This window comes from Terrabacter aerolatus, assembly GCF_007991735.1.
Taxonomy (GTDB): domain Bacteria; phylum Actinomycetota; class Actinomycetes; order Actinomycetales; family Dermatophilaceae; genus Terrabacter; species Terrabacter aerolatus.
The window spans coordinates 19,459-40,847 of sequence record NZ_BJYX01000001.1 but is presented as its reverse complement, the minus strand read 5'-3'; the positions used below and the strand labels follow the sequence as shown (position 1 = coordinate 40,847).

The window sequence follows — 21,389 nt, the reverse complement described above, 5'->3', positions numbered from 1 at the left end:
CCTAACGACCGCCCGCCGCCCGCCGCGACCGGGTTGTCGTCAGCTCCGGTGCAGGTAGGTCAGGCGTCGCACCTTCGAGACCGACCACGCGAGCACGGCGTAGACGAGCCAGCTCACGGCCGAGAGCCACGTGTAGCTGCCCGCCTTGGTGAGCACGGCGATGACCGAACCGAGCACGACGACGGTGAGGGCGGGCACGGCATACCAGATCGCGACCATCTGGGGACGCAGCACGAACGTCGGCGACCCGCGGAAGGCGGCGAGCACGTTGCCCGCCACGACGAGCACGAGGACGAGCCACAACGACAGCAGCGCGCTCGCCGGGAGCGAGCCGACGGCGGCCGCGACGGCGAGCCAGCCGCCGAGGACCGCCACGGTCAGGACCGTCGGCACCGTCACGTGCGCGACGGCCTCGGTGACCTCGGTGGTGCCGAGCAGGGAGGGGGTGCCGACGTTGTCGGCCTGCAGGCGCAGACCCTCCGACCACGCGCCGAAGCCGAGGTAGAGGGGCAGCAGGCCGATGGTCGCCGCGATGCTCGGGGCTGCCGGCTGGGTGAAGGCCCAGGTGATGACGGCCCCACCGAGCAGGGTCAGGCCGAGGCCGGAGAGGAACGCCCCGGGAGTGCGCTGCAACCCGAGGACGTCGCGGCGCACGAGCACCCCGAAGGGGCGGCCGGCCCTGAGGCGGGCGCTGCGACCGTGGCGGACGGGGCGGGTCAGGGCGAGCCGGGCCGTGCGGAGGTTGCCGGTCAGGGCCGAACCGGCCATCGTCGAGGTGTTGGCCGAGTGGGCCCGCAGCGACTCGGCGTGCAGCTCGCGCAGGGCGTCGGGCACCCGCCACAGGAGGGTGAGGCTGCGGTCGGGGCCGGGCCAGGACCGCACCTGCGACCACAGCCACAGGCGGCTCGCGAGCACGCCCAGCGCGGTGCCCACGAGTGTCGTCACGATGACCGTCACGACGCCGGCGAGGTGGGCGAAGGCGAGCCCCGCGCCGACGGTCAGTCCGCTGAGCGCCCCGACGAAGAGTCCGCCCACGGCGGCATAGCGCCACCAGCGGCGCAGCGCCAGGGCCCGGTCGAGCGGCGCGGGCAGCACGAGGTCGATCCACGGCATGGGCGGCACGACGGGGCCGCGGAAACGCCCGGCGAAGACCACGGCGCCGAGCAGGGCCGCCACCGACGCGACGAGCAGGGCGATCGCGACCGGGGAGCGCAGCTGCTGCCCCAGCGACCCCGCGTCGGAGGTGCGGAAGACCGCCTGGACGATCGGCAGGCCGTAGACGAGGGCGCCGAGGAAGAGGACGTAGCCGGCGTAGAGGCCCTGCTGTCGGGCCTTGCGCGCGGCGTCGCCGCCGATGACCCAGTCGGCCTGACCGAGCAGGTCGTGGTCGTCGTAGTCGACCTCGGTCTGGGTCGTCGGGGTCGAGGGGTGGGGCGGGAGGGGAGGGAGGGCGACGGGAGGCGTCGGGTCGGAGGTCGTCGGGTCGGAGAACGCCGAGTCGGATGCCGGGTGCCCGGCCGGGCTCGTGGACGCGCGCGTGGCGCCGGCGGGCTTCTTGCGCTTGCTCATCGGGTGTCCCGGCTCAGCGCGCCGGCACGACCTCGACGACACGCGTCGCGAGGGCGGCCGTCAGCTCGGGGTCGTGGCAGGCCATGACGACCGTGGCGCCCGACGCGGTGCGCTCATCGATGAGCGTGGCGACGACCTGGCGCTTGGCCGTGTCGAGGCGTTGCTCGGGCTCGTCGAGGAGCACGACGCTCGCGGGGCGCGAGAAGGTCAGCGCGAGGCGGAAGAGCTGCTCCTGGCCGGACGAGAGCTCGTGCGGGAAGCGGTCGTCGAGGTGGGCGATGCCGAGCCGGTCCAGCAGGGCCTGGCTGCGGTCGTCGGAGGTGTTCGGGTCACCGCCCCACGTCGAGTCGATGAGCACGAGGTGGTCGATGAGCGTCAGGTCGCGGTAGGTCGTCGGGGCGCCGAGCAGGGCTGCGACGGCGGCGCGGACGGCACGGTCGCGCTCGTCGGCCTCACGCCCGCCGATGGTCGCGGTGCCGGTGCTCGGCGCCAGGAGGCCGCCGATGATGCGCAGCAGGGTCGTCTTGCCCGAGCCGTTGGGACCCCGCAGGACGATGCACTCGCCGGGGTCGGCGCTGACGTCGGTCGGCAGCAGCAGGGTCGTCTCGTCCATCGTCTTGCCGACGCCCTCCGCCCGGACCTCGCCGGGCAGCACTGCGACCGCACCCATCTGAACCCATCCCTTCGCTGCGCTCCCGGACCCGGTCGATCCGTCGGAGGCCACCGTATGCCGCGCGGCTCCGAACGCGCTGACTGCACCGAGCTGCCCACTCGACAGCAGGGGCCTGCCGCCGCCGGTACCGGTGTCCGCCCGAGGTCGAGTGGGCACCTCGGGACGCGGGTGTCAGCCCTGGGTGCTGACGGGCGGGCCGACGACGAGCGCGACCCCGGTCAGGGCCAGGACCGCGACGACGCCGACGGCGACCGCCATCAGCGGGCGTGCGAGGAGGGTCGCGACGATCCGCTCGGCCGGGCTGGTCGGCTGCTCGCCGTCACGGCCCAGGCGCCAGCCGCCCTCGAGGCGGCCGCGCCGCTCGAGCCGGCGCTCCCACCAGGCGGTGAGGAACGGCGGCACGGCGCTGAGCAGGCCGAGCAGACCCTCGCGGACCGTCCAGCGCTGGTTGACCCAGAGCAGCACGGTGACGAGGCAGAAGGCGATGAAGACGACGCCGTGCGCGAGGCCGAAGACCTTGACGCCGAGCTCCGTCGTGCGCGTGACGTACTTGAGCACCATGCCGAGCAGGAGCAGGGCCCACGTCACCACCTCCGCGAGGGCGATCCGGCGGTAGAGGGTGCGAGGCGTCATGCGAGGGTCTCCTACGTCGTGTCGTACTCAGGTCGACACAGTCTCACCCACCGGGTCCGTGACCGTCGAATCGACCCCTCAGCCCTCGCGCCGGGCGAGCGTCAGGGCGAAGTCACCGTCGGAGTCGGTCCACGTGCGCTCGACGGCGAACCCGGCCGCGCCGAGCTCGTCCCGCAGCCGCTCCGGACGGAACTTCGTCGAGATCTCGACGCGGATCTCCTCGCCGTGGGCCAGCTCGAAGACGAGGTCGGCACCGGGGATCGTCACCCGCTGGGGCATGTCGGCCCGCAGGCGGAGGTCCATGCGCTCCTGGTGCGGGTCCCAGAAGGGGACGTAGGAGAAGGCGGCGACGTCGAAGTCCGCGCCGAGCTCACGGTTGAGCACGCGCAGGCAGTTGGTGACGAACCTCGCCGTGACCCCGCGGCTGTCGTCGTAGGCGGCGATGAGCCGGTCGGTGCTCTTGACGAGGTCGGTGCCGAGCAGGAACCAGTCGCCGGGCTCGAGGCTGTCGTGCAGGGCACCGAGGAAGGCCGCGCGTTCCTCCACGTAGAAGTTGCCGATGGTGCCGCCGAGGAAGGCGACGAGACGACGCCCGCCCCGGGGCAGGTGGCCCAGGTGGAGCGTGAAGTCGCCGACGAGGGCCTCGACCCGGAGTGACGGGTAGCGCTCGGAGAGCATCGCCGCGGCGTCGCGCAGGGTCTGCTCGGACACGTCGACCGGGACGAACCGCTCGAGGCTCCCGGAGGTGGTGAAGGCGTCGAGCAGCGTGCGGGTCTTGTCGCTCGTGCCGCTGCCGAGCTCGACGACGGTCGTCGCGTCGCAGGCGGCCACGATGTCGACGGCGTGGTCGCGCAGGATCTCCCGCTCCCGCTCGGTCGGGTAGTACTCCGGCAGCCGGGTGATCTCGTCGAAGAGGTCGGAGCCGGCGTCGTCGTAGAGCCACTTGGGCGGGAGCGTGCGCGGCTGCGACCCCAGGCCCCGGCGGACGTCGTCGACGAGGGCACCCGAGGCCCAGTCCGGGTCGAGCGCGACGGTGACGACGGGTTCTCGAGCGGTCACGGGCGGACACCTCCATCAGCGAGACGGACCCCGGACAGCGCCCAGCGCGAGCCCGGTGGGAAGAAGTTGCGGTACGTGGCCCGGGCGTGCCCGGGAGGGGTCAGGGCGCAGCCGCCGCGCAGCACCATCTGGCCCGACATGAACTTGCCGTTGTACTCGCCGATGGCGCCGGCCGGCGGGTGGTAGCCGGGGTAGGCGAGGTAGGCCGAGCTCGTCCACTCCCAGCAGTCGCCGTAGACCTGGCGCAGGTGCCCCGTCGGCGGGCCTGCGGCACGCGGGTGGAAGGTCTCGGTGTCGGCGAGGTTGCCGCCGACGGACGCCGCCTCGGCCTGCCCGTCCGCGACGACCGCGTGCTCCCACTCGCCCTCCGTGGGCAGGCGCTTGCCGGCCCAGGTGGCGTAGGCGTCGGCCTCGTAGTGGCTGACGTGGCTCACCGGGAGCCCCGGGTCGACGGGCCGGGTGCCGCTCAGCGTGTGCTCGAACCACACGCCGTCGACCTCGGTCCAGTAGAAGGGCGCCCGCCAGCCCTCGGCGCGGACCCTGCCCCAGCCGTCGGAGAGCCACAGCTCGTGTCGCTCGTAGCCGCGGTCGGCCATGAACTCGAGCCACTCGCCGTTGGTGACGAGGCGGTCGGCGAGGCGGTAGGGCTCGAGCCACTGCTGGTGGAGCGGCAGCTCGTTGTCGAAGCTGAAGCCCCCGCCGCGGTGCCCGACCTCGACGAGACCGCCCTCGACGTCGACCCAGCCCAACGGGTCGGGATCGGACGGCGTGAGGGGGCTCCCGGCATACGCGGGCTGGAGGGGATTGACCGACAGGACGTGCTTGATGTCCATGAGGAGCAGCTCCTGGTGCTGCTGCTCGTGGTGGAAGCCGAGCTCGATGGTCGCGCCGAGCTTCTCGAGCGAGCCGGAGTCGAGCGTCGTGACGAGCTCGCGCATGCGGGCGTCGACGTCGGCGCGGTAGAGCCCGACGTCGTGGGCGCCCGGGCGCGTGATGAAGCCGCGCTCGGCGCGGGCGTAGCGCGGCCCGACACCCTCGTAGTAGCTGTTGAAGAGGAACCAGTACTGGTCCTGGTAGGGCTTGAACGACGGCTCGTGGTCGGCGAGGACGAAGGTCTCGAAGAACCACGTGACGTGGGCGCGGTGCCACTTCGTGGGCGAGACGTCGGGCATGGACTGGACCGTCTGGTCCTCGGGCGAGAGCGGGGCGGCGAGCGTCTCGGTGTGGGCGCGCACCTCGTCGTAGCGGGCGACGAGCGTGTCGGCGTCCCAGAGCGGGTCGGGCATGGGTGACCTCCTGCATGCGGTCGTGGCACACCGTGCGCCCTCGACCGGTGGGATCGAGCCTAGGCACACCCGCCGACAGCCGCCCCCCGGAACCGTCCGCCGTAAGGAGCTGTTCACCCTTTCGACGCGGACGGGGCCGCGCTCGGGCCCGTGTTCCCGCCGTTCCCGGCGTCGGTCCCGACGGTTAGGGTTTCGGGCATGGCCACCGCCCTGTACCGCCGCTACCGGCCCGAGAGCTTCGCCGACGTCATCGGCCAGGAGCACGTGACGGAGCCGCTCATGCAGGCGCTGCGCACGGGCCGGGTCAACCACGCCTACCTCTTCAGCGGCCCCCGCGGCTGCGGCAAGACGACGAGCGCGCGCATCCTCGCCCGCTGCCTCAACTGCGAGCAGGGCCCGACGCCGACCCCGTGCGGCACGTGCGACTCGTGCGTGGCGCTCGCGCGCGGCGGCTCCGGCTCGGTCGACGTCATCGAGATCGACGCGGCGAGCCACGGTGGTGTCGACGACGCCCGCGACCTGCGCGAGCGGGCGAGCTACGGACCGGCCCAGAGCCGCTTCAAGATCTACATCATCGACGAGGCGCACATGGTGACGCCGCAGGGCTTCAACGCGCTGCTCAAGATCGTCGAGGAGCCGCCGGAGCACGTGAAGTTCGTCTTCGCGACGACCGAGCCCGAGAAGGTCATCGGCACGATCCGCTCGCGCACGCACCACTACCCCTTCCGACTCGTGCCGCCGGCCAAGCTGACGACGTACATGGAGCGCCTGCTCGAGGCCGAGCACGTCGCGACGCAGCCCGGCGTGCTCAGCTTCGTCACGCGTGCGGGCGGCGGCTCGGTGCGTGACTCCCTGTCGGTGCTCGACCAGCTCATCGCCGGCTCGGGTCCCGAGGGCCTGACCTACGACAGCGCCGTGTCGCTGCTCGGCTTCACCGACGGCGAGCTGCTCGACAGCACCGTCGACGCGCTGGCGGCGGGCGACGGGGCCGCGACCTTCCGCCAGGTCGACCGGGTCATCGAGTCGGGCCACGACCCGCGCCGTTTCGTCGAGGACCTGCTCGAGCGGCTGCGCGACCTCATCATCGTGGCCGCGATCCCGGAGGGTGCCGGCCAGGTGCTGCGCGGCGTCCCCGAGGACCAGCTCGAGCGCATGCGGGTGCAGCAGGCGGCCTTCGGCCCCGGCGCCCTCTCGCGCGCGGCCGACATCGTCAACACCGGGCTCACGGAGATGACGGGCGCCACCGCACCGCGCCTGCAGCTCGAGCTCATCTGCGCGCGCATCCTCCTGCCGGCCGCCTCCGGCGAGCAGGGGTATGCCGCGCGCCTCGACCGTCTCGAGCGTCGCCTCGAGGTCGGGGGAGTTCCCACCGCCGCCCGCACCGACGCGCCGCTCGTGGGGGCGCCGATGAGCGCGCCTCCTGTCCCGCCTGCCGCCCCGGCCACCGCACCGTCCGGGCCGTCGGCGTCCGCGGCGGTCTCTGCTCCGCCGCGCACGGTCTCGGACTACACGCCGCCGTCCAGCGGTGGGGGGTCCGGCACCTCGCACGCCGCCGGCGGCATGGGCGGTGGCGGTCGCAGCTCGGGCATCGAGGCCACCGGGAGCGGGGCTCCCGGCTCGTCAGGGGGGTCCCACGGGGCACCGTCAGGCCCCGGAGACGCCGGGCGCGTGGACGCCGCCCGCGCCGAGGTCGGGGCGCCGCCCGTCATGGCGCCTGCCGAGTCGGTCGGTGGCCCGTCCGCCGCCGGTCGGTCGACCGGCGGCGACCAGCACCTCTCCGGCGCGTCCGAGCAGGTCCGGTCGGCCGAGTCCCGCGAACCCGCGTCGGCCGGCTCGGGCGGCTCGGCCGGCTCGGGCGGCTCGGGCGGCGCACCGCAGCCCGGCTCCGGCGCGGCGCCGGGTGGTGCCGCCGATGGTGGGTCGGCGCAGGGTGGCTCGACAGGTGGCATGGACACCGACGCCATCCGTCGCGCGTGGCCCAACGTGCTCGGCCGCATCTTCACGATGCGCCGGATCACGTGGACCTTCGTCTCCCAGAACGCCCAGGTCATGGGCTTCGACGGCAGCAAGCTGACGCTCGGCATCGCCACGGCAGGCCTGACCCAGACCTTCCGGGCGGGCAACCACTCCGACATCGTGCGCCAGGCGCTCATCGACGAGCTCGGCGTCGACGCCGTCGTCGACGGCGTGCACATGGACGCCGTCTCGCAGCAGGCCCCCGTGGCGCCCCCACCGGGATCGGTCCCGGTGGGGCTGCCCGACCCGCCGAGCAAGGGTGAGCCCGTCGCGCCTGCGGGTGACGGTCCGGGTGGTCCGGGCGGTCAGGGAGGTCAGGCGGACCCAGGCGCAGGACGCTCGTCATGGGGTGATGCCGGCGCGGGGCATGAGTCCGCCGGCCCCGCTGGCACCGCCCCCGGGTCCGGCGCCACGAGCGGGGGAGCAGCCGGGAGTGGGCAGGCCTCCGGGTCGCGAGGGGCCACGGCGCTCGCCGACGCCGGCCTCAGTCCGGCCGCCGGCCGGTCCATGCAGGACAACGCCGGATGGGGCTCGGCGACGGGTCCGGCTCCCGACTGGGCCACCGGTCCGTCGCCGTCCGCACCAGCAACCGCCCCGGGTGCGGCGCAGGCCGGTGCAGCGCCGGCCGTGGCTCCGGGCGCCGCCGAGGCGCCGACCGACTCCGCGGTGCGCGGTGCCAGTGCCGTTCGCCAGTCGTTCGCGCAGGCCCGTTCGCGGGCCGGGGGCGCCCGGTCGACCGACGACGACCAGCCGCGCCAGCCCGTCACCGACGACTCGGCCGTGAGCGACGACGACGAGGACATCGAGCAGTCGGGTGACGTCGGCCGCACCGTCATCGAGAAGGTCCTCGGCGGCCGCGTCGTCCAGGAGCTCGAGAACTGATCCGACGCCCGCGCCCCACCCGGGGGATGTCGATCGTCAGTTCGCCTGCGGCACAGGGGCTTCGGGAGTAGCGTCGCACCGTGACCTTCGAGGTTGCGGCGGAGGCCTACGACCGGTTCATGGGGCGGTACTCGGGGCTGCTGGCCGAACGTTTCGCCGACTGGTCCGGTGTCTCGGGACCGGGCCGGGCGCTCGACGTCGGCTGCGGCACCGGCGCCCTGACGCGCGTGCTCGTCGATCGGCTGGGCGTCGACGGGATCTCGGCGGTCGACCCCTCGCAGACGCTGCTGGCGGCGCTGCGCCGGTCGTTCCCGACGCTCGACGTGCAGACCGCGACGGCCGAGCAGCTGCCCTACCCCGACGACCTCTTCGACCACGTGCTCGCGCAGCTCGTCGTCAGCTTCCTCGCGGACCCGGCAGGCGGCCTGCGCGAGATGGCACGCGTCGCCCGCCCGGGTGGCACCGTGTCGGCCTGCGTGTGGGACCTCGCCGGTGGCGGCGCGCCGCTCACGCTCTTCTGGAGGGCCGCCCGGGACCTCGACCCGGACGTCGACGACGAGTCGGCGATGCCCGGGACCCGAGCGGGTGACCTCGCGCGACTCTGCGACGAGGCCGGGCTCACCCACATCGAGGACACCGCCCTGACGGTCTCCGTGCGCCACCCCACCTTCGAGGACTGGTGGGAGCCCTACACGTTCGGCGTCGGACCGGCCGGAGCGCACGTCCGCAGCCTCGACGAGACGGCCCGGGTCCGGCTTCGCGAGCACTGCCGGGAGCTGCTGCCCGAGCCGCCCTTCGACATCAGCGCGACCGCGTGGGCGGTCCGCGCCCGCGCCTGACCTCGCGGTGACCTTGCCCTGGACCGAACGCAGGACCGAACGCAGGACCGACCACAGGAAGGACCGCAGGACACGACCCGGCCCCACGCCCCCGAGCCGGGCACACGGCATACCAAGGGGTGGTCACCGGGCGGCTGCGACGGACGCCCACCCCGACCGGCCGGCGCCCGGCCCTAGGCTGTGCCCCATGTTCTACAGCCTCGGGCGCAACCTCCTGTACCCGCTGTCCCATGCGCTGTACCGGCCCACGATCGAGGGCAAGGAGAACATCCCGCGCGAGGGCGGCGTCATCGTCGCGAGCAACCACCGCTCGTTCATCGACTCGTTCGCCATCCCGCTCGCGTCACCGCGCCAGGTGCGCTTCCTCGCCAAGGAGGAGTACTGGACCGGCGCGGGCGTCGGCGGCCTCCTGCGCAAGGGCTTCTTCAGCGCCGTCGGGATGGTGCCCGTCAACCGGCACTCGGCGACGGCGGCCCAGGAGAGCCTCGACACCGCACTCGAGGTGCTGCGGGCCGGCGACGCGTTCGGGATCTACCCGGAGGGCACGCGCTCACGCGACGGGCGGCTCTACCGCGGCCGCACCGGCGTGGCGTGGCTCGCGCTGACCGCGCAGGTGCCGATCGTGCCGGTCGGGCTCATCGGCACCGAGGACATCCAACCCGTCGGCGCGCGCTTCCCCCGGCTCGCCAAGGTGACGGTGCGCTTCGGCACGCCGATCGGCGTCGAGGACTACGCCGGCATGCCGGCCGGCAAGGCCCGGCGCCAGCTGACCGACCGGGTCATGGAGGCGATCGCCGAGCTGAGCGGCCAGGAGCGGGTCGACACCTACAACGAGGTGCCGGGCGGCGAGCCCGCCGTCTGAGCGGCCCCGGGCCGGTCGCACGCTCCGCGTTGCAGATGCGACGAGGTCGCATCTAGCGTGGCCCCGTGACCCTGACGTCCTCGCGCCCGCCCTCGAAGCCGCCCCTGCTCGAGCGCCTGTCCCGCGACGACCGACGCAGCCTGCTCGGCATGGCCGGGTTCGTGCTGCTGCTGCACGTCGTCGGGTGGGGGCTGCTCGTCGGTGTCGTCGCGCCGCACGAGTACCGCGTCGCGGGACAGCTCTTCGGGGTGGGCCTCGGAGTCACGGCCTACACCCTCGGCATGCGCCACGCCTTCGACGCCGACCACATCGCGGCCATCGACAACACGACCCGCAAGCTCCTCGCCGACGGCCGGCGCTCGATGAGTGTGGGCTTCTGGTTCAGCCTCGGCCACTCGTCGGTCGTCTTCGTCATGGTCATGCTGCTCGCCCTCGGGGTCCGGGCGCTCGCGGGCGCCCTGGCGGACGGCGGCTCTCAGCTGCAGCAGGTCACCGGGGTCTGGGGCACGACCGTCTCGGGCGTCTTCCTCGTGCTCATCGGGCTCGTCAACCTCGCGGCGCTCGTCGGCATCCTCAAGGTGTTCCGCCGGATGCGGTCGGGCCACTTCGACGAGGCCGAGCTCGAGCGACAGCTCGACAAGCGCGGCTTCCTCAACCGCGTCCTCGGCCGTGTCACCCGCGCCGTCCGCAAGCCGTGGCACATGTATCCCGTGGGTCTGCTCTTCGGCCTCGGCTTCGACACCGTGACCGAGGTCGGGCTGCTCGTCATCGCCGGGGGAGCGGCTGCCGCCGACCTGCCCTGGTATGCCGTCCTCACCCTCCCCGTGCTCTTCGCCGCGGGCATGTCGCTCCTCGACAGCATCGACGGGTCGTTCATGAACATCGCCTACGGCTGGGCGCTCGACCGGCCGGTGCGCAAGATCTACTACAACATCACCGTCACGTCGCTGTCGGTCGCCGTCGCCCTCCTCATCGGTCTCATCGAGCTCGTCGGGCTGCTTGGCGAGAAGCTCGGCGTCCGGACCGGGCCGGTCGCCTGGGCCGGGCGGATCGACCTCGGGGACGTCGGCTTCTGGATCGTCGGGCTCTTCGTCGTCACATGGGCCGTGTCGCTGGCCGTGTGGCGGTTCGGCCGCATCGAGGAGCGCTGGTCGGCGGGGCTCGTCGACTGACCCGGATCCGTCGTCCGGGGCAGGGCTCGGCGTGCGGGTCACCGAGCCCGCGGGGCTTAGGGTTGCGGTGTGTACGAAGGCGCGGTCCAGGACCTGATCGACGAGCTCGGCCGACTCCCCGGAGTCGGCCCCAAGAGCGCGCAGCGCATCGCCTTCCACCTGCTCCAGGCGGACTCCGACGACGTGACGCGCCTCGTCACGGCGCTGACCGAGGTCAAGGCCCGTGTCCGCTTCTGCGAGGAGTGCGGCAACGTCGCCGAGGCCGAGAGGTGCCGCATCTGCGCCGACCCGCGCCGCGACCAGACGGCGATCTGCGTCGTCGAGGAGCCCAAGGACGTCGTCGCCATCGAGCGCACGCGCGAGTTCCGCGGCAAGTACCATGTGCTCGGCGGCGCGATCAGCCCCATCGACGGCATCGGCCCGGACGACCTCCGGGTGCGTGAGCTGATGACCCGGCTTGCGTCCGGCGAGGTGCAGGAGGTCATCATCGCGACCGACCCCAACCTCGAGGGCGAGGCGACGGCCACCTACCTCAGCCGCCTGCTGCGCGACGTCGGCCTCACGGTGACGCGACTCGCGTCGGGCCTGCCCGTCGGCGGAGACCTCGAGTACGCCGACGAGGTCACCCTCGGGCGCGCCTTCGAGGGTCGTCGCCGCGTCGACGCCTGACCGGCACCCACCAGGGACGGATGCCGTCCGGGCTCCGTGGACGCCCGCCCTGCCGGCGCGACCGGCGCGACCGGCGCGACCGGCGCGACACGGCATACGGCATGCTGGGACCCATGACGGAGCACCCGGTGACCGAGGGACAGGCGAGCACGGTCGACGACCTGTCGGGTCTCGCCGACCTGACCGCTGCGGAGGCGAGCGCCTTCCTCACGTCCGTCACGGAGGTGGCCTCGGGAAGCTCGCCGGACACGGCGCTGCCGCTGCTGACCCTGGCGCTCTCGCAGGTGCTCGTCGCCGGCGCACGCCTCGGCGCGGTCGAGGACGTCGTGCCCGAGGAGCGCTTCGAGCCCGACGCGACCGACGACGACGCCGACCCGCTGCGCACGGGCCTCGCGAACGTCTTCGCCGGCATCGACGACTACGTCTACGTCATCGACCCCATCACCTCGTCGGAGCGGGCCGACGGCTCGATCACCAACGACGTCGTGGACGTCGCCGTCGCCCTGAGCCACGGGCTCAAGCACTACGCCACCGGACGCAAGCTCGAGGCGCTGTGGTGGTGGCAGTTCAGCTACCTGTCCGACTGGGGCGACCGCGCGCTGACGTCGCTGCGGGCCCTCCAGTCGATCCTCGCCCACCTGCGGCTCGACGCCGACGACGAGACCGTCGGCGAGGCGGAGTTCGACGCGCTGCACCCGTGATCCGCGCGAGAACGTGCGGCGCACGGGACGGATCGGCGCACATCTCACCATCGTGACGTCCGGGTGGACGCGCGCGGTGCGAGCCTAGACTCGGTCGCACCGCAGCAGTGTCCGTCCGCCGACCAGATCGGGAGCCAGTGTGAGCATCGTCGTCCAGAAGTACGGCGGTTCGTCCGTGTCCGACGCCGAGGCCATCAAGCGCGTGGCTCGGCGCATCGTCGAGACGCAGCGGGCGGGCCACTCGGTGTGCGTCGTCGTGTCGGCGATGGGTGACACGACGGACGAGCTGATGGACCTCGCCGAGCAGGTCAACGCGGTCCCGCCGGCCCGTGAGCTCGACATGCTCCTGACCTCCGGCGAGCGGATCTCGATGGCCCTCGTCGCGATGGCCATCGCCCAGCTCGGCGCCGAGGCGCGCTCGTTCACCGGAAGCCAGGCCGGTGTCATCACCGACGACGCCCACGGCGCCGCCCGCATCATCGACGTGACGCCCGGCCGCATCCAGAGCGCGCTCGATGCCGGCCACATCGCGATCGTCGCCGGCTTCCAGGGCGTCAGCCAGACGACGAAGGACATCACGACCCTCGGCCGTGGCGGGTCCGACACGACTGCCGTCGCGCTCGCGGCGGCCCTGAAGGCCGACGTCTGCGAGATCTACACCGACGTCGACGGCGTCTTCACGGCCGACCCGCGCATCCTGCCGAGCGCCCGCAAGCTCGACGTGCTCTCGATGGAGGAGATGCTCGACCTCGCGGCCAACGGCAGCAAGATCCTGCACCTGCGCTGCGTCGAGTACGCCCGCCGCTACGGCATCCCCATCCACGTGCGCTCGTCGTGGTCACAGAAGGCCGGCACGTGGATCAAGGACAACCCCTACGAAGGAGAAGGCGCTGTGGAAGCTCCGATCATCGCCGGCATCGCCCACGACCGCGGCGAGGCCAAGATCACCATCGTCGGGGTGCCCGACCGGGTCGGCGTCGCAGCGAAGATCTTCGGGGCCATCGCCGAGTCCGGCATCAACATCGACATGATCGTGCAGAACGTGTCGGCCGCCGAGACCGCCAAGACCGACATCTCCTTCACGCTGCCGCAGGCCGACGGCGCGCGGGGCATGCAGGTGCTGCAGTCGATCAAGCAGGACGTCGACTACCAGGACCTCCGGCTCGACGACAAGATCGGGAAGATCGCCCTCGTCGGCGCCGGCATGAAGAGCCACCCCGGTGTCTCGGCGAAGTTCTTCGGTGCCCTCGCCGAGGCCGGCATCAACATCGAGATGATCTCGACGTCCGAGATCCGCGTCTCGGCGGTCACGCGGGCCGAGCAGCTCGACGACGCGGTCCGCGCCGTGCACACGGCGTTCGGGCTCGACTCGGCCGACGAGGCGATCGTCTACGGCGGCACCGGCCGCTGAGCGCGCGGGTCCGCCCCGACGGGGCTACTTTCGGGAGTCATGAGACTCCTGACGCGATCCGTCCTGCTCGCCGCCACGGCCACCGCGCTGGCCACGGCGGTCGTCGCCACCACGAGTGCGTATGCCGTGTCGCCCGCCCCCGTGGGTCGTGACGCTCCCGCTCGACCGGGGGCCACGGCCTACGACTGGCGGGTGACGCCGACGGGCACGACCGAGCGCTTCCGGGGGCTCGCCCCCGTCTCGCGGGAGGTCGCGTGGGTGAGCGGCACCAACGGCACGGTGCTGCGCACCACCGACGGCGGACGCACGTGGCGCAACGTCAGCCCGAGGGGTCTCGGCACCGAGATGCTGCAGTTCCGCGACGTCGAGGCGTTCGACGCGCGCCACGCCGTCGTGCTCTCGATCGGTGAGGGCCCGGACTCGCGCATCCTCGTCACCGACGACGGCGGCGCGAGCTGGACCGAGACGTTCCGCAACGCCGAGCCGGCGGCCTTCTACGACTGCATGGCGTTCAGCTCTCCCCGTCGAGGACTGGCGATGAGCGACCCGGTCGACGGGCGCTTCCGGCTCGTGCAGACCACCGACGGCGGGCGGTCGTGGTCGCTCGTCGACCCGTCCGGCATGCCGGCCGCGAAGGCCGGCGAGTTCGGGTTCGCGGCGTCGGGCACGTGCCTGTCGGCGGGGGTCGGCGGACGCACCTACCTCGTGAGCGGCGGCGTCGACCCGGCTCGCGTCTTCACCTCGACCGACCACGGTCGCACGTGGACCGTCGCCGACAGCCCGGTCGCGGGTGGCGAGTCGGCCGGCATCTTCTCGGTGAGCTTCCGGGACGCCCGGCGCGGCGTCGTCGTCGGCGGCGACTTCGCGGCACCGACGGGAGCCGTCGACAACGCGGCGTGGACCGCTGACGGCGGGCGCACGTGGACGGCGTCGACGACGAACCCGTCCGGCTACCGCTCGGGCTCCGCGTGGGTGGCGCACACGGCGCGCACGGTGCTGGCCGTGGGCCCGTCGGGTTCCGACGTGTCGACGGACGGCGGTCGCACGTGGTCGACGTTCGACACGGGCAGCTTCGACTCGGTCGAGTGCACGGCTGACGGTGCCTGCTGGGCATCGGGTGAGCAGGGCCGCGTCGGCGTGCTGAACCGCTGAACCCCCGTCGTGGAGGGGCGCGTCGGGGCCCTCGGGGTGGGGCGCGCGTCTACGCGGAGGCGACGGCCTCGGCGACGACGTCGGCGAGCTCGTCGTGGGTCGGGCCCGGGTCGGTCTGCGGGCGCCAGCCCGAGCGGTAGACGGCCCGGGCGCGCTCCTCGACGGAGTCCAGCACCCCGGGCAGGGCCTGCATCGACAGGTACGGCCCGGCAACCTCGCCGATCGACGGGTCACGCGCGGCTGCGGCCAGGATGAGGTCGGAGGGCAGGCGCCCGACGAGGTCGATGTCGTCGCCGGCCCAGCGCCTGGCCTGGGCGTGGTCCATGGCGATGTGGTCCTCGACCCACGGACGCATGCGCGCCTCGTCCCACGCGTCGAGGGCCTCGCCGACCGACTGCACGTCGCACCCGTGCTCGTCGACGAGGCGCAGCAGCTCGGCCACCTGCGTCAACGAGGTCGCCAGGCCTCGGCCGAAGATCGGTGTCGTCGTGCACACCGAGTCTCCGACGAAGACGAGGCCGGGCAGCGCCAGGTCGCCGGAGGGGCCGCGCTGCCCACGGTAGACGTTGAGCAGCGGACCGCCGGGCAGGACGTCGCCCAGCGCCTCGGCGACGTCGTCGGAGGTCCACGCCGCGAGGCCCGGGATGGCTGAGCTCGCGGCCTCGAAGGCGCGAGCGTGCTTGAGCCCCAAGAGGTCCCGGTTGGCGGTCGACCGGATGATGAGGGCCGAGAAGATGCCGGCCTCGTGAAGGAAGACGAGGACCATGAAGCCCGAGTAGTTGCCCTGCCACGCGACGGCGTTGGTCATCGGCGGCATCGAGGCGACGGGACGCAGCCGGTAGGCGCGGTCGACGTAGGCGATCCCGCACTCGCCGCCGATCCCGGCGCTCCGGAGGTGCCGGTTGACCCGGCCCGACCGTCCGGAGGCGTCGACGACGAGGTCGGCCTCGAGGTCCGAGCCGTCGACGCGGATGCCCTGCGCCCGACCGCCCCTCACCGTGACGCCGTCGACGTGGCCGGTGCGCAGCTCGAGGCCCGGCTGCCCGACGGCCGCCGATCGCACGGCGCGCTCGAAGGTCTCCCGGCGGGAGCGCACCCCCGCCGTGACGGTGCGGCCGTCGGGCAGCGGCATCTCGATGGGCTCGCCCCCGAGATCGAGCCAGGCATCCCACGCCGTCGGCGCCTCGGCGCGGAGCACGTCGCCGACCTGCGCCCGGAACGCGTGGGCGTGATGGAACTGCATGACCCCACGGCGCGGCCACGGGCTGCCGTCGACGGGTGGTCCGGGGTCGCGGTCGACCGCGACGACGTCGTGCCCGCGGCGCGCGAAGCCCATCCCCGTGACGAGACCCGTGGGGCCTGCTCCGATGACCGCGACCTTCACGACCACCACCTCCCTCGTCCACAGTGGAAGCGGAGGTGCTGGGCGTCAAGCGCTTTCGTGCGATCGCAGGCGTGAGTGCCGATCTACGGCATATGCACCGGCTCTCACAGGTTCATCGGTCCGGACCACGGGTATGGTCGAAAGCAGAAGCAGCAGCCACCTACTCGGGGCGATAGGTGAACGACGTGACCCCTCACGAATCACATCTGCAGAGCGACGGATCGGTCTTCCCGCCCGTCACACCGGACCCGCCGCCGTCTCCCGGCCAGGTGGAGATCACGGTGCCCGACATCGTGCCGGTGTCGACACCCGACGGTCCGGACCGCGCGAGCGACACCCGCGAGACGCGGACCGCGACGAGCGAGACGGCGGGCGTGCGGGAGCAGCCGCCGGCGGGCTGACGCCTCTCCCCCCGAGGGCCGTCCGCGAGTCGGGCGGCGCGAGGGCGCCGACGACGTGCATGTTCGCGTGCGGCGACGAAGCGGGTATCTCTCCGCTGTGAGACTGCGTCGGAGCGTCATCGACAAGCCCGGGATCCGCCGTCGGAGACGGGGCAAGGGCTTCGCCTACGTCGACGCCGACGGTCGTCCCGTCGACGTCGCGACGAGGGAGCGCGTCAAGGCACTCGTCATCCCCCCGGCCTGGCAGGACGTGTGGATCAGCCCGCACCCCAACGGTCACATCCAGGCCGTCGGCACCGACGACGCCGGACGGCGCCAGTACCTCTACCACGACTCGTGGCACGAGGAGCGGGGCCGCGAGAAGCACGACCGCGTCATGGTGCTCGCGCGCAAGCTGCCGGCAGCACGCAAGCAGATCGCGGCCGACCTGCGCACCAACGGGCTGACGAAGAAGCGGGTCACGGCGGCCGGCCTGCGGATGCTCGATGCCGGGCTCTTCCGCAGTGGGGGCGAGGAGTACGAGGCCGAGCACGGCTCCCACGGAGTCGCGACGCTCCTGCGCTCCCACGTCACGGTGAGCGGCGAGGACGTCACCTTCGAGTTCCCGGCCAAGTCGGGGGTCACCCGTGAGGCCGTCATGACCGACCAGCTGCTGGCGCGGATCGTGCTGTCGCTCAAGCGAAGTGGCTACCCGGGAGAGAGGCTGCTCGCCTACCGGGACACCAACGGCTGGCACGAGCTGCACTCCAGCGACCTCAACATCGCCTTCAAGGAGCTCGTCGGCGAGGACCACACCGTCAAGGACCTGCGCACCTGGGCGGCGACCGTCACGGCTGCCGTCGCGCTCGCCCGCACCGGTCCCGTCGAGTCCGAGCGCGAGCTCAAGCGCGCCGAGAAGGACGCGATGAAGGTCGTCTCCGAGCACCTCGGCAACACGCCCGCCGTCGCGCGCCGCTCCTACGTCGACCCCCGGGTGCTCGACGAGTACGCCGTGGGGCGCACCATCGCGCACAGCCTCAACCGGCTGACCAAGGCGGACCGCAGCCGTCTCGAGCTCGGCGACCTCGTGCAGGTCCGGGACCGGGACGCCCTCGAGCGGGCCGTCATGCGCCTCGTCAAGGGCGCTGCCTGAGCTGCCGTCCGAGCTCTCGGCTCCGGACGCAGGTATGCCGTCGGGTCCACCTCTGTCCCGAGGGAACCCGACGGCATACGCCGGCTGTTCAGACGATCAGAGGTCGACGACCTCGTTGTCGCCCTCCATGCGCTCACCCGTGACCTTGGCCTTGATGAAGTTCGCGATCTGCGTGACCTTGGCGCCGGGGGAGTCCCAGTACTCGGCCGAGTCGGCGCTCACCTTGATGATGATGTTGTTGGGGTTCTCCGGGCCGCCCTCGAGCCAGGCGCCGGTGAAGGAGTTCCACAGCTCGGCCAGCTTGGCCGTGTCGTCGACGATGGTCGCGGTGCCCGACAGCGACACCCACGAGCTGTTCGAGCTGTAGGCGACGTTGACACGCGCGGGGGACTGCGCGGCGATGTCGCGGGCCTTGTGGCTGTCGCGCTCGGCCACGAAGAGGACGTCGCCGTCGAACTGGACCTCCTGCGTCGCCATCGGGTGGCTGACGAGGGCGCCGTTGGAGTCGGCGTGCGTCAGCATCGCGATGCGGATGTCCTTGATCAGGTCGGCCACCTTCTGGGTGCCGTCGTCGTGCTCGCTCATGGCGTTCTCCTCGTCGTCGGGTCGGTGACGCTGTCCCCTGCGACCTACCCGATGGGCTCAGCCGGTCGTCGGCGTTGTCGAGGGTTGCGGCACCCGGTCGGCGTCGGCGGAGTCAGCCGTGTCGGCGGCGGGGGAGTCGAAGTCGGACGAGTCGGCGTCACGGTCGCCCTGCACGCCCTCGACGTCCTCGGCCCGCGTGTGCGGCATGAGCAGGCCCACGACGATGCTGGCGGCCGCTGCGACGAGCACGGCGAGGAAGACGGCCGTCGAGCCGGCCTGGACGGCCTCGCTCGAGGCGTCCCCGCCGCGCGCGGCGATGACGGCGTTGGCGATGGCGCCGAAGATGGCGACGCCGACCGCGCTGCCGACCGAGCGCATGAACATGTTGGTGCCGGTGACGACGGCGCGCTCGTTCCACGGCACCGAGGCCTGGGCCGCGATGAGGGTGGGCGTCGCGACGAGGCCGAGACCGAGACCGACGACGAGGCACGAGCCGGCGGTGGCCCAGACGTTCGGCGTCGACGAGGTGAGCCAGAGCAACAGGGCGCCGACGGTGGCGATCACGAGGCCGATGAGGGCCGTCGGGCGGAACCCGATGCGCATGTAGAGGCGGCCGGACTGCGAGGCCGAGATCGGCCAGCCGATGGTCAGGGCGGCCACGGCCAGCCCGGCGACGATCGGGGTGGCGCTGGTCGAGCGCTCGAGGAAGGTCGGCACGTAGGAGGTCAGGCCCACGAGCACGGCCCCGATCCCGATCCCGATGAGGCAGGTCGCGACGATGAGGCGTCGGGTCAGCACCTCGAGCGGCAGCACCGGCTCGGGTACACGCCGCTCGATGACGCCGAAGATGCCGAGCAGGACGGCGCCGACGGCGAACGAGCCGATGCTCTGCCACGAGCTCCAGGCCCAGGCCTGTCCGCCCTCGAGGACGGCGAGGATGAGCAGGGTCAGGGCGACCGTGAGCACGGCCGCGCCGGCGTAGTCGATGCGGTGGCGGCGGCGCTCTACCGACTCGTCGTAGTTGCGCCACAGCATCGCGGCGGCGAGCAGGCAGAAGGGGATGTTGACGAAGAAGATCCAGCGCCACGAGGCGAACTGCGAGAAGACGCCGCCCAGGGTCGGGCCGACGACCGACGAGACCGCCCACACGCTCGCGATGTAGCCCTGCGTCTTCGCGCGCTCGGCCACGGTGTAGATGTCGGCGGCGATCGTCGTCGTCATCGGCAGCACCGCCCCGGCGCCCAGGCCCTGGAGGGCGCGCATGACGATGAGCGAGCTCATGTCCCACGCGAAGCCGCAGAGGATGCTCCCCACGAGGAAGAGCGCGATCCCGACGAGGATCACGGGCTTGCGGCCGACGGTGTCGGCGAGCTTGGCGTAGACGGGGACCGACACGGCCTGTGCGAGCAGGTAGACGGAGAAGAGCCACGGGAACTGGGTCAGGCCGCCGAGGTCCTGGACGATGGACGGGACGGCGGTGGCGAGGATGGTCGAGTCGAGCGCGATGAGGGACGTCGACAGCATGAGCGCGATGAGGATCGGCCCGCGATCCGAGCGGAATCCGAGGTTGGACGAGGTGGACACGATCCTCCTGCGGGTTGGGGCGACGACAGGGGACAACGCACACCGCCGCCGTTCATTCCCGGCAGGTTCGACAGGTGGGGCCCTTCGCCCCTGCCGCGTGCCGCGTCGGGCGGGGACACTGGAGAGGCTGACCACTGTCGTATGCCGTCATGTCGGGCAGGAGCACCATCATGCGGACCCTGGGTGTCGAGGAGGAGATGCTGCTCGTCGACGCACGCAGTGGACGCCCTCTGCCGCTGGCCGAGCAGGTGCTGGGGCGCGCAGCGGAGCGGGCGTGCGAGCGTGGGTCACGGTCGCACGAAGGGTCAGCGGCATCGGCGGCACCAGCAGCCAAGGCGGCACAGGCGGGGCTCGTGGATGCGGCGGGGGGTTGCGCGCACGGAGCGCTCGAGAGCGAGTTCCAGCAGCAGCAGATCGAGACGCACACGGCTCCGGCGGCCGACCTGGGGGCGCTGCGCTCCGAGCTGTCGTGGTGGCGCGGCGAGGCGGCGGCTTCCGCGGTCGACTGCGGTGCCGGCCTCGCCGCGCTCGCCACCTCGCCGCTCACGGCACACCCGACGGTGTCGAGGTCGCCGCGCTACCTCTGGCTGGAGGACCGCTACGGGCTCACGGCCCGGGAGCACCTGGTCTGCGGGTGTCACGTCCACGTCTCCGTCGAGAGCGACGAGGAGGGCGTCGCCGTGCTCGACCGCATCCGCGTGTGGCTGCCGGTCCTGCTCGCGCTCAGCGCCAACTCGCCCTTCTGGGACGGTCAGGACACCGGTTTCGCCAGCTACCGGGCACAGGTGCTCGCGCGTCTGCCGTCGTGGGGACCCAACGACCGGTTCGGCTCGGCGGCGGCCTACCACCGGCTCGTCCGCGACCTGGTGCGCAGCACGGTGATCCTCGACGAGGGGATGGCCTACTTCGACGCGCGCCTGGCACGGCGCTACCCGACGGTCGAGGTGCGTGCCGCGGACGTCTGCTCGACGGTCGAGGAGGCCGTCGTCCTGGCTGCCCTGTGCCGCGCGCTCGTCGAGACGGCCGGCCGGGAGTGGGCAGCCGGCCTGCCGGCCCCGGAGGTGTCGACGAGGCTGCTGCGCCTCGCGACGTGGCAGGCCGGGCACGACGGGCTCGAGGGGCACCTGCTGGACTGGCGCACCGGACGTCCGCGGCCCTGCTGGTCGGTGCTCGACACCCTCCTGGAGCACGTGGGCCCGGCGCTCGAGGCGGCGGGCGACCTCGCGGCGGTCCGACAGGGCCTGGACGGTGTCCGTGAGGAGGGCAACGGCGCCGTGCGGCAGCGCGCCGTGCTGGCCCGCTCGGGCCGGCTCGCCGACGTCGTCGCCGACTCCGTGCGCACGACCGCTGCGTGCCGGCACGGGTAGGGAGGGGTGACG

Annotated in this window: 19 protein-coding genes; 11 read left to right on the top strand and 8 right to left on the bottom strand. The window is 72.7% G+C overall.

The genetic code is table 11. The features are described from left to right. Nucleotides 1-39 precede the first annotated feature (39 nt). From TAE01_RS00215 to egtB, 5 genes are all read right to left on the bottom strand, one after another. Nucleotides 40-1,569: a hypothetical protein gene (locus tag TAE01_RS00215; protein ID WP_246111045.1), complete on the bottom strand. Its 1,530-nt coding sequence runs from the start codon at nucleotides 1,567-1,569 to the stop codon at nucleotides 40-42. A 13-nt stretch (nucleotides 1,570-1,582) separates the two neighbouring features. Next, nucleotides 1,583-2,239, bottom strand: a complete 657-nt coding sequence (locus TAE01_RS00210; protein ID WP_147062230.1) for an ABC transporter ATP-binding protein — start codon at nucleotides 2,237-2,239, stop codon at nucleotides 1,583-1,585. Nucleotides 2,240-2,413: 174 nt separating this feature from the next. Continuing rightward, on the bottom strand, nucleotides 2,414-2,875 hold the full coding sequence (locus TAE01_RS00205) for a DUF3817 domain-containing protein (RefSeq protein ID WP_147062228.1): 462 nt from the start codon (nucleotides 2,873-2,875) through the stop codon (nucleotides 2,414-2,416). Between the two features lie 78 nt (nucleotides 2,876-2,953). After that, entirely contained in the window at nucleotides 2,954-3,934 is a 981-nt protein-coding gene (egtD, locus tag TAE01_RS00200; protein ID WP_147062226.1) for an L-histidine N(alpha)-methyltransferase, read from the bottom strand. Continuing rightward, nucleotides 3,931-5,220 carry an ergothioneine biosynthesis protein EgtB gene (egtB, locus tag TAE01_RS00195; RefSeq protein ID WP_147062224.1) on the bottom strand — a complete coding sequence of 430 codons (1,290 nt, stop codon included), beginning with the start codon at nucleotides 5,218-5,220 and terminating at the stop codon, nucleotides 3,931-3,933. Before egtB ends, egtD begins: the two co-directional genes overlap by 4 nt. A 198-nt stretch (nucleotides 5,221-5,418) precedes the next feature. Between egtB and TAE01_RS00190 the strand changes: the two genes are divergently transcribed. The 8 genes from TAE01_RS00190 (at nucleotide 5,419) to TAE01_RS00155 (ending at nucleotide 14,924) form a co-directional block, all read left to right on the top strand. Further along, nucleotides 5,419-8,118 carry a DNA polymerase III subunit gamma and tau gene (locus TAE01_RS00190; RefSeq protein ID WP_147062222.1) on the top strand — a complete coding sequence of 900 codons (2,700 nt, stop codon included), beginning with the start codon at nucleotides 5,419-5,421 and terminating at the stop codon, nucleotides 8,116-8,118. 80 nt (nucleotides 8,119-8,198) lie between these two features. Continuing rightward, nucleotides 8,199-8,957 (top strand): class I SAM-dependent methyltransferase, encoded by a 759-nt coding sequence (locus tag TAE01_RS00185; RefSeq protein WP_147062220.1) that lies wholly within the window; start codon nucleotides 8,199-8,201, stop codon nucleotides 8,955-8,957. A 187-nt stretch (nucleotides 8,958-9,144) separates the two neighbouring features. Beyond that, on the top strand, nucleotides 9,145-9,819 hold the full coding sequence (locus TAE01_RS00180) for a lysophospholipid acyltransferase family protein (RefSeq protein ID WP_147062218.1): 675 nt from the start codon (nucleotides 9,145-9,147) through the stop codon (nucleotides 9,817-9,819). Nucleotides 9,820-9,884: 65 nt separating this feature from the next. After that, complete coding sequence (nicT, locus tag TAE01_RS00175) at nucleotides 9,885-10,991, top strand: Nickel transporter NicT (RefSeq protein WP_246111044.1); 1,107 nt, start codon at nucleotides 9,885-9,887, stop codon at nucleotides 10,989-10,991. Nucleotides 10,992-11,060: 69 nt separating this feature from the next. Continuing rightward, on the top strand, nucleotides 11,061-11,660 hold the full coding sequence (recR, locus tag TAE01_RS00170) for a recombination mediator RecR (protein WP_147062216.1): 600 nt from the start codon (nucleotides 11,061-11,063) through the stop codon (nucleotides 11,658-11,660). Nucleotides 11,661-11,773: 113 nt separating this feature from the next. Beyond that, nucleotides 11,774-12,361: a DUF5063 domain-containing protein gene (locus TAE01_RS00165; protein WP_246111043.1), complete on the top strand. Its 588-nt coding sequence runs from the start codon at nucleotides 11,774-11,776 to the stop codon at nucleotides 12,359-12,361. Between the two features lie 139 nt (nucleotides 12,362-12,500). After that, entirely contained in the window at nucleotides 12,501-13,772 is a 1,272-nt protein-coding gene (locus tag TAE01_RS00160; RefSeq protein ID WP_147062215.1) for an aspartate kinase, read from the top strand. 39 nt (nucleotides 13,773-13,811) lie between these two features. Next, a complete protein-coding gene (locus TAE01_RS00155; RefSeq protein ID WP_147062213.1) occupies nucleotides 13,812-14,924 on the top strand; it encodes a WD40/YVTN/BNR-like repeat-containing protein in 1,113 nt (370 codons plus the stop codon). Between the two features lie 49 nt (nucleotides 14,925-14,973). Here the strand turns inward: TAE01_RS00155 and TAE01_RS00150 are convergent, their stop codons facing one another. Next, complete coding sequence (locus TAE01_RS00150) at nucleotides 14,974-16,308, bottom strand: FAD-dependent oxidoreductase (RefSeq protein ID WP_147062211.1); 1,335 nt, start codon at nucleotides 16,306-16,308, stop codon at nucleotides 14,974-14,976. Nucleotides 16,309-16,493: 185 nt separating this feature from the next. On the opposite strand from TAE01_RS00150, the gene TAE01_RS00145 reads away from it, so the two are divergent. Together TAE01_RS00145 and TAE01_RS00140 are read left to right on the top strand one after the other, a co-directional pair. Further along, nucleotides 16,494-16,709 carry a hypothetical protein gene (locus TAE01_RS00145; RefSeq protein ID WP_147062209.1) on the top strand — a complete coding sequence of 72 codons (216 nt, stop codon included), beginning with the start codon at nucleotides 16,494-16,496 and terminating at the stop codon, nucleotides 16,707-16,709. A 97-nt stretch (nucleotides 16,710-16,806) separates the two neighbouring features. After that, complete coding sequence (locus TAE01_RS00140; RefSeq protein WP_186814977.1) at nucleotides 16,807-17,841, top strand: DNA topoisomerase IB; 1,035 nt, start codon at nucleotides 16,807-16,809, stop codon at nucleotides 17,839-17,841. 96 nt (nucleotides 17,842-17,937) lie between these two features. On the opposite strand, the gene TAE01_RS00135 is transcribed toward TAE01_RS00140, so the two are convergent. Both TAE01_RS00135 and TAE01_RS00130 read right to left on the bottom strand, forming a co-directional pair. Next, a complete protein-coding gene (locus TAE01_RS00135) occupies nucleotides 17,938-18,426 on the bottom strand; it encodes a pyridoxamine 5'-phosphate oxidase family protein (protein WP_147062207.1) in 489 nt (162 codons plus the stop codon). A gap of 57 nt (nucleotides 18,427-18,483) precedes the next feature. After that, on the bottom strand, nucleotides 18,484-19,950 hold the full coding sequence (locus TAE01_RS00130; RefSeq protein ID WP_222594036.1) for an MDR family MFS transporter: 1,467 nt from the start codon (nucleotides 19,948-19,950) through the stop codon (nucleotides 18,484-18,486). 230 nt (nucleotides 19,951-20,180) lie between these two features. On the opposite strand from TAE01_RS00130, the gene TAE01_RS00125 reads away from it, so the two are divergent. Beyond that, nucleotides 20,181-21,377 carry a carboxylate-amine ligase gene (locus TAE01_RS00125; RefSeq protein WP_147062205.1) on the top strand — a complete coding sequence of 399 codons (1,197 nt, stop codon included), beginning with the start codon at nucleotides 20,181-20,183 and terminating at the stop codon, nucleotides 21,375-21,377. Nucleotides 21,378-21,389: the final 12 nt, after the last annotated feature.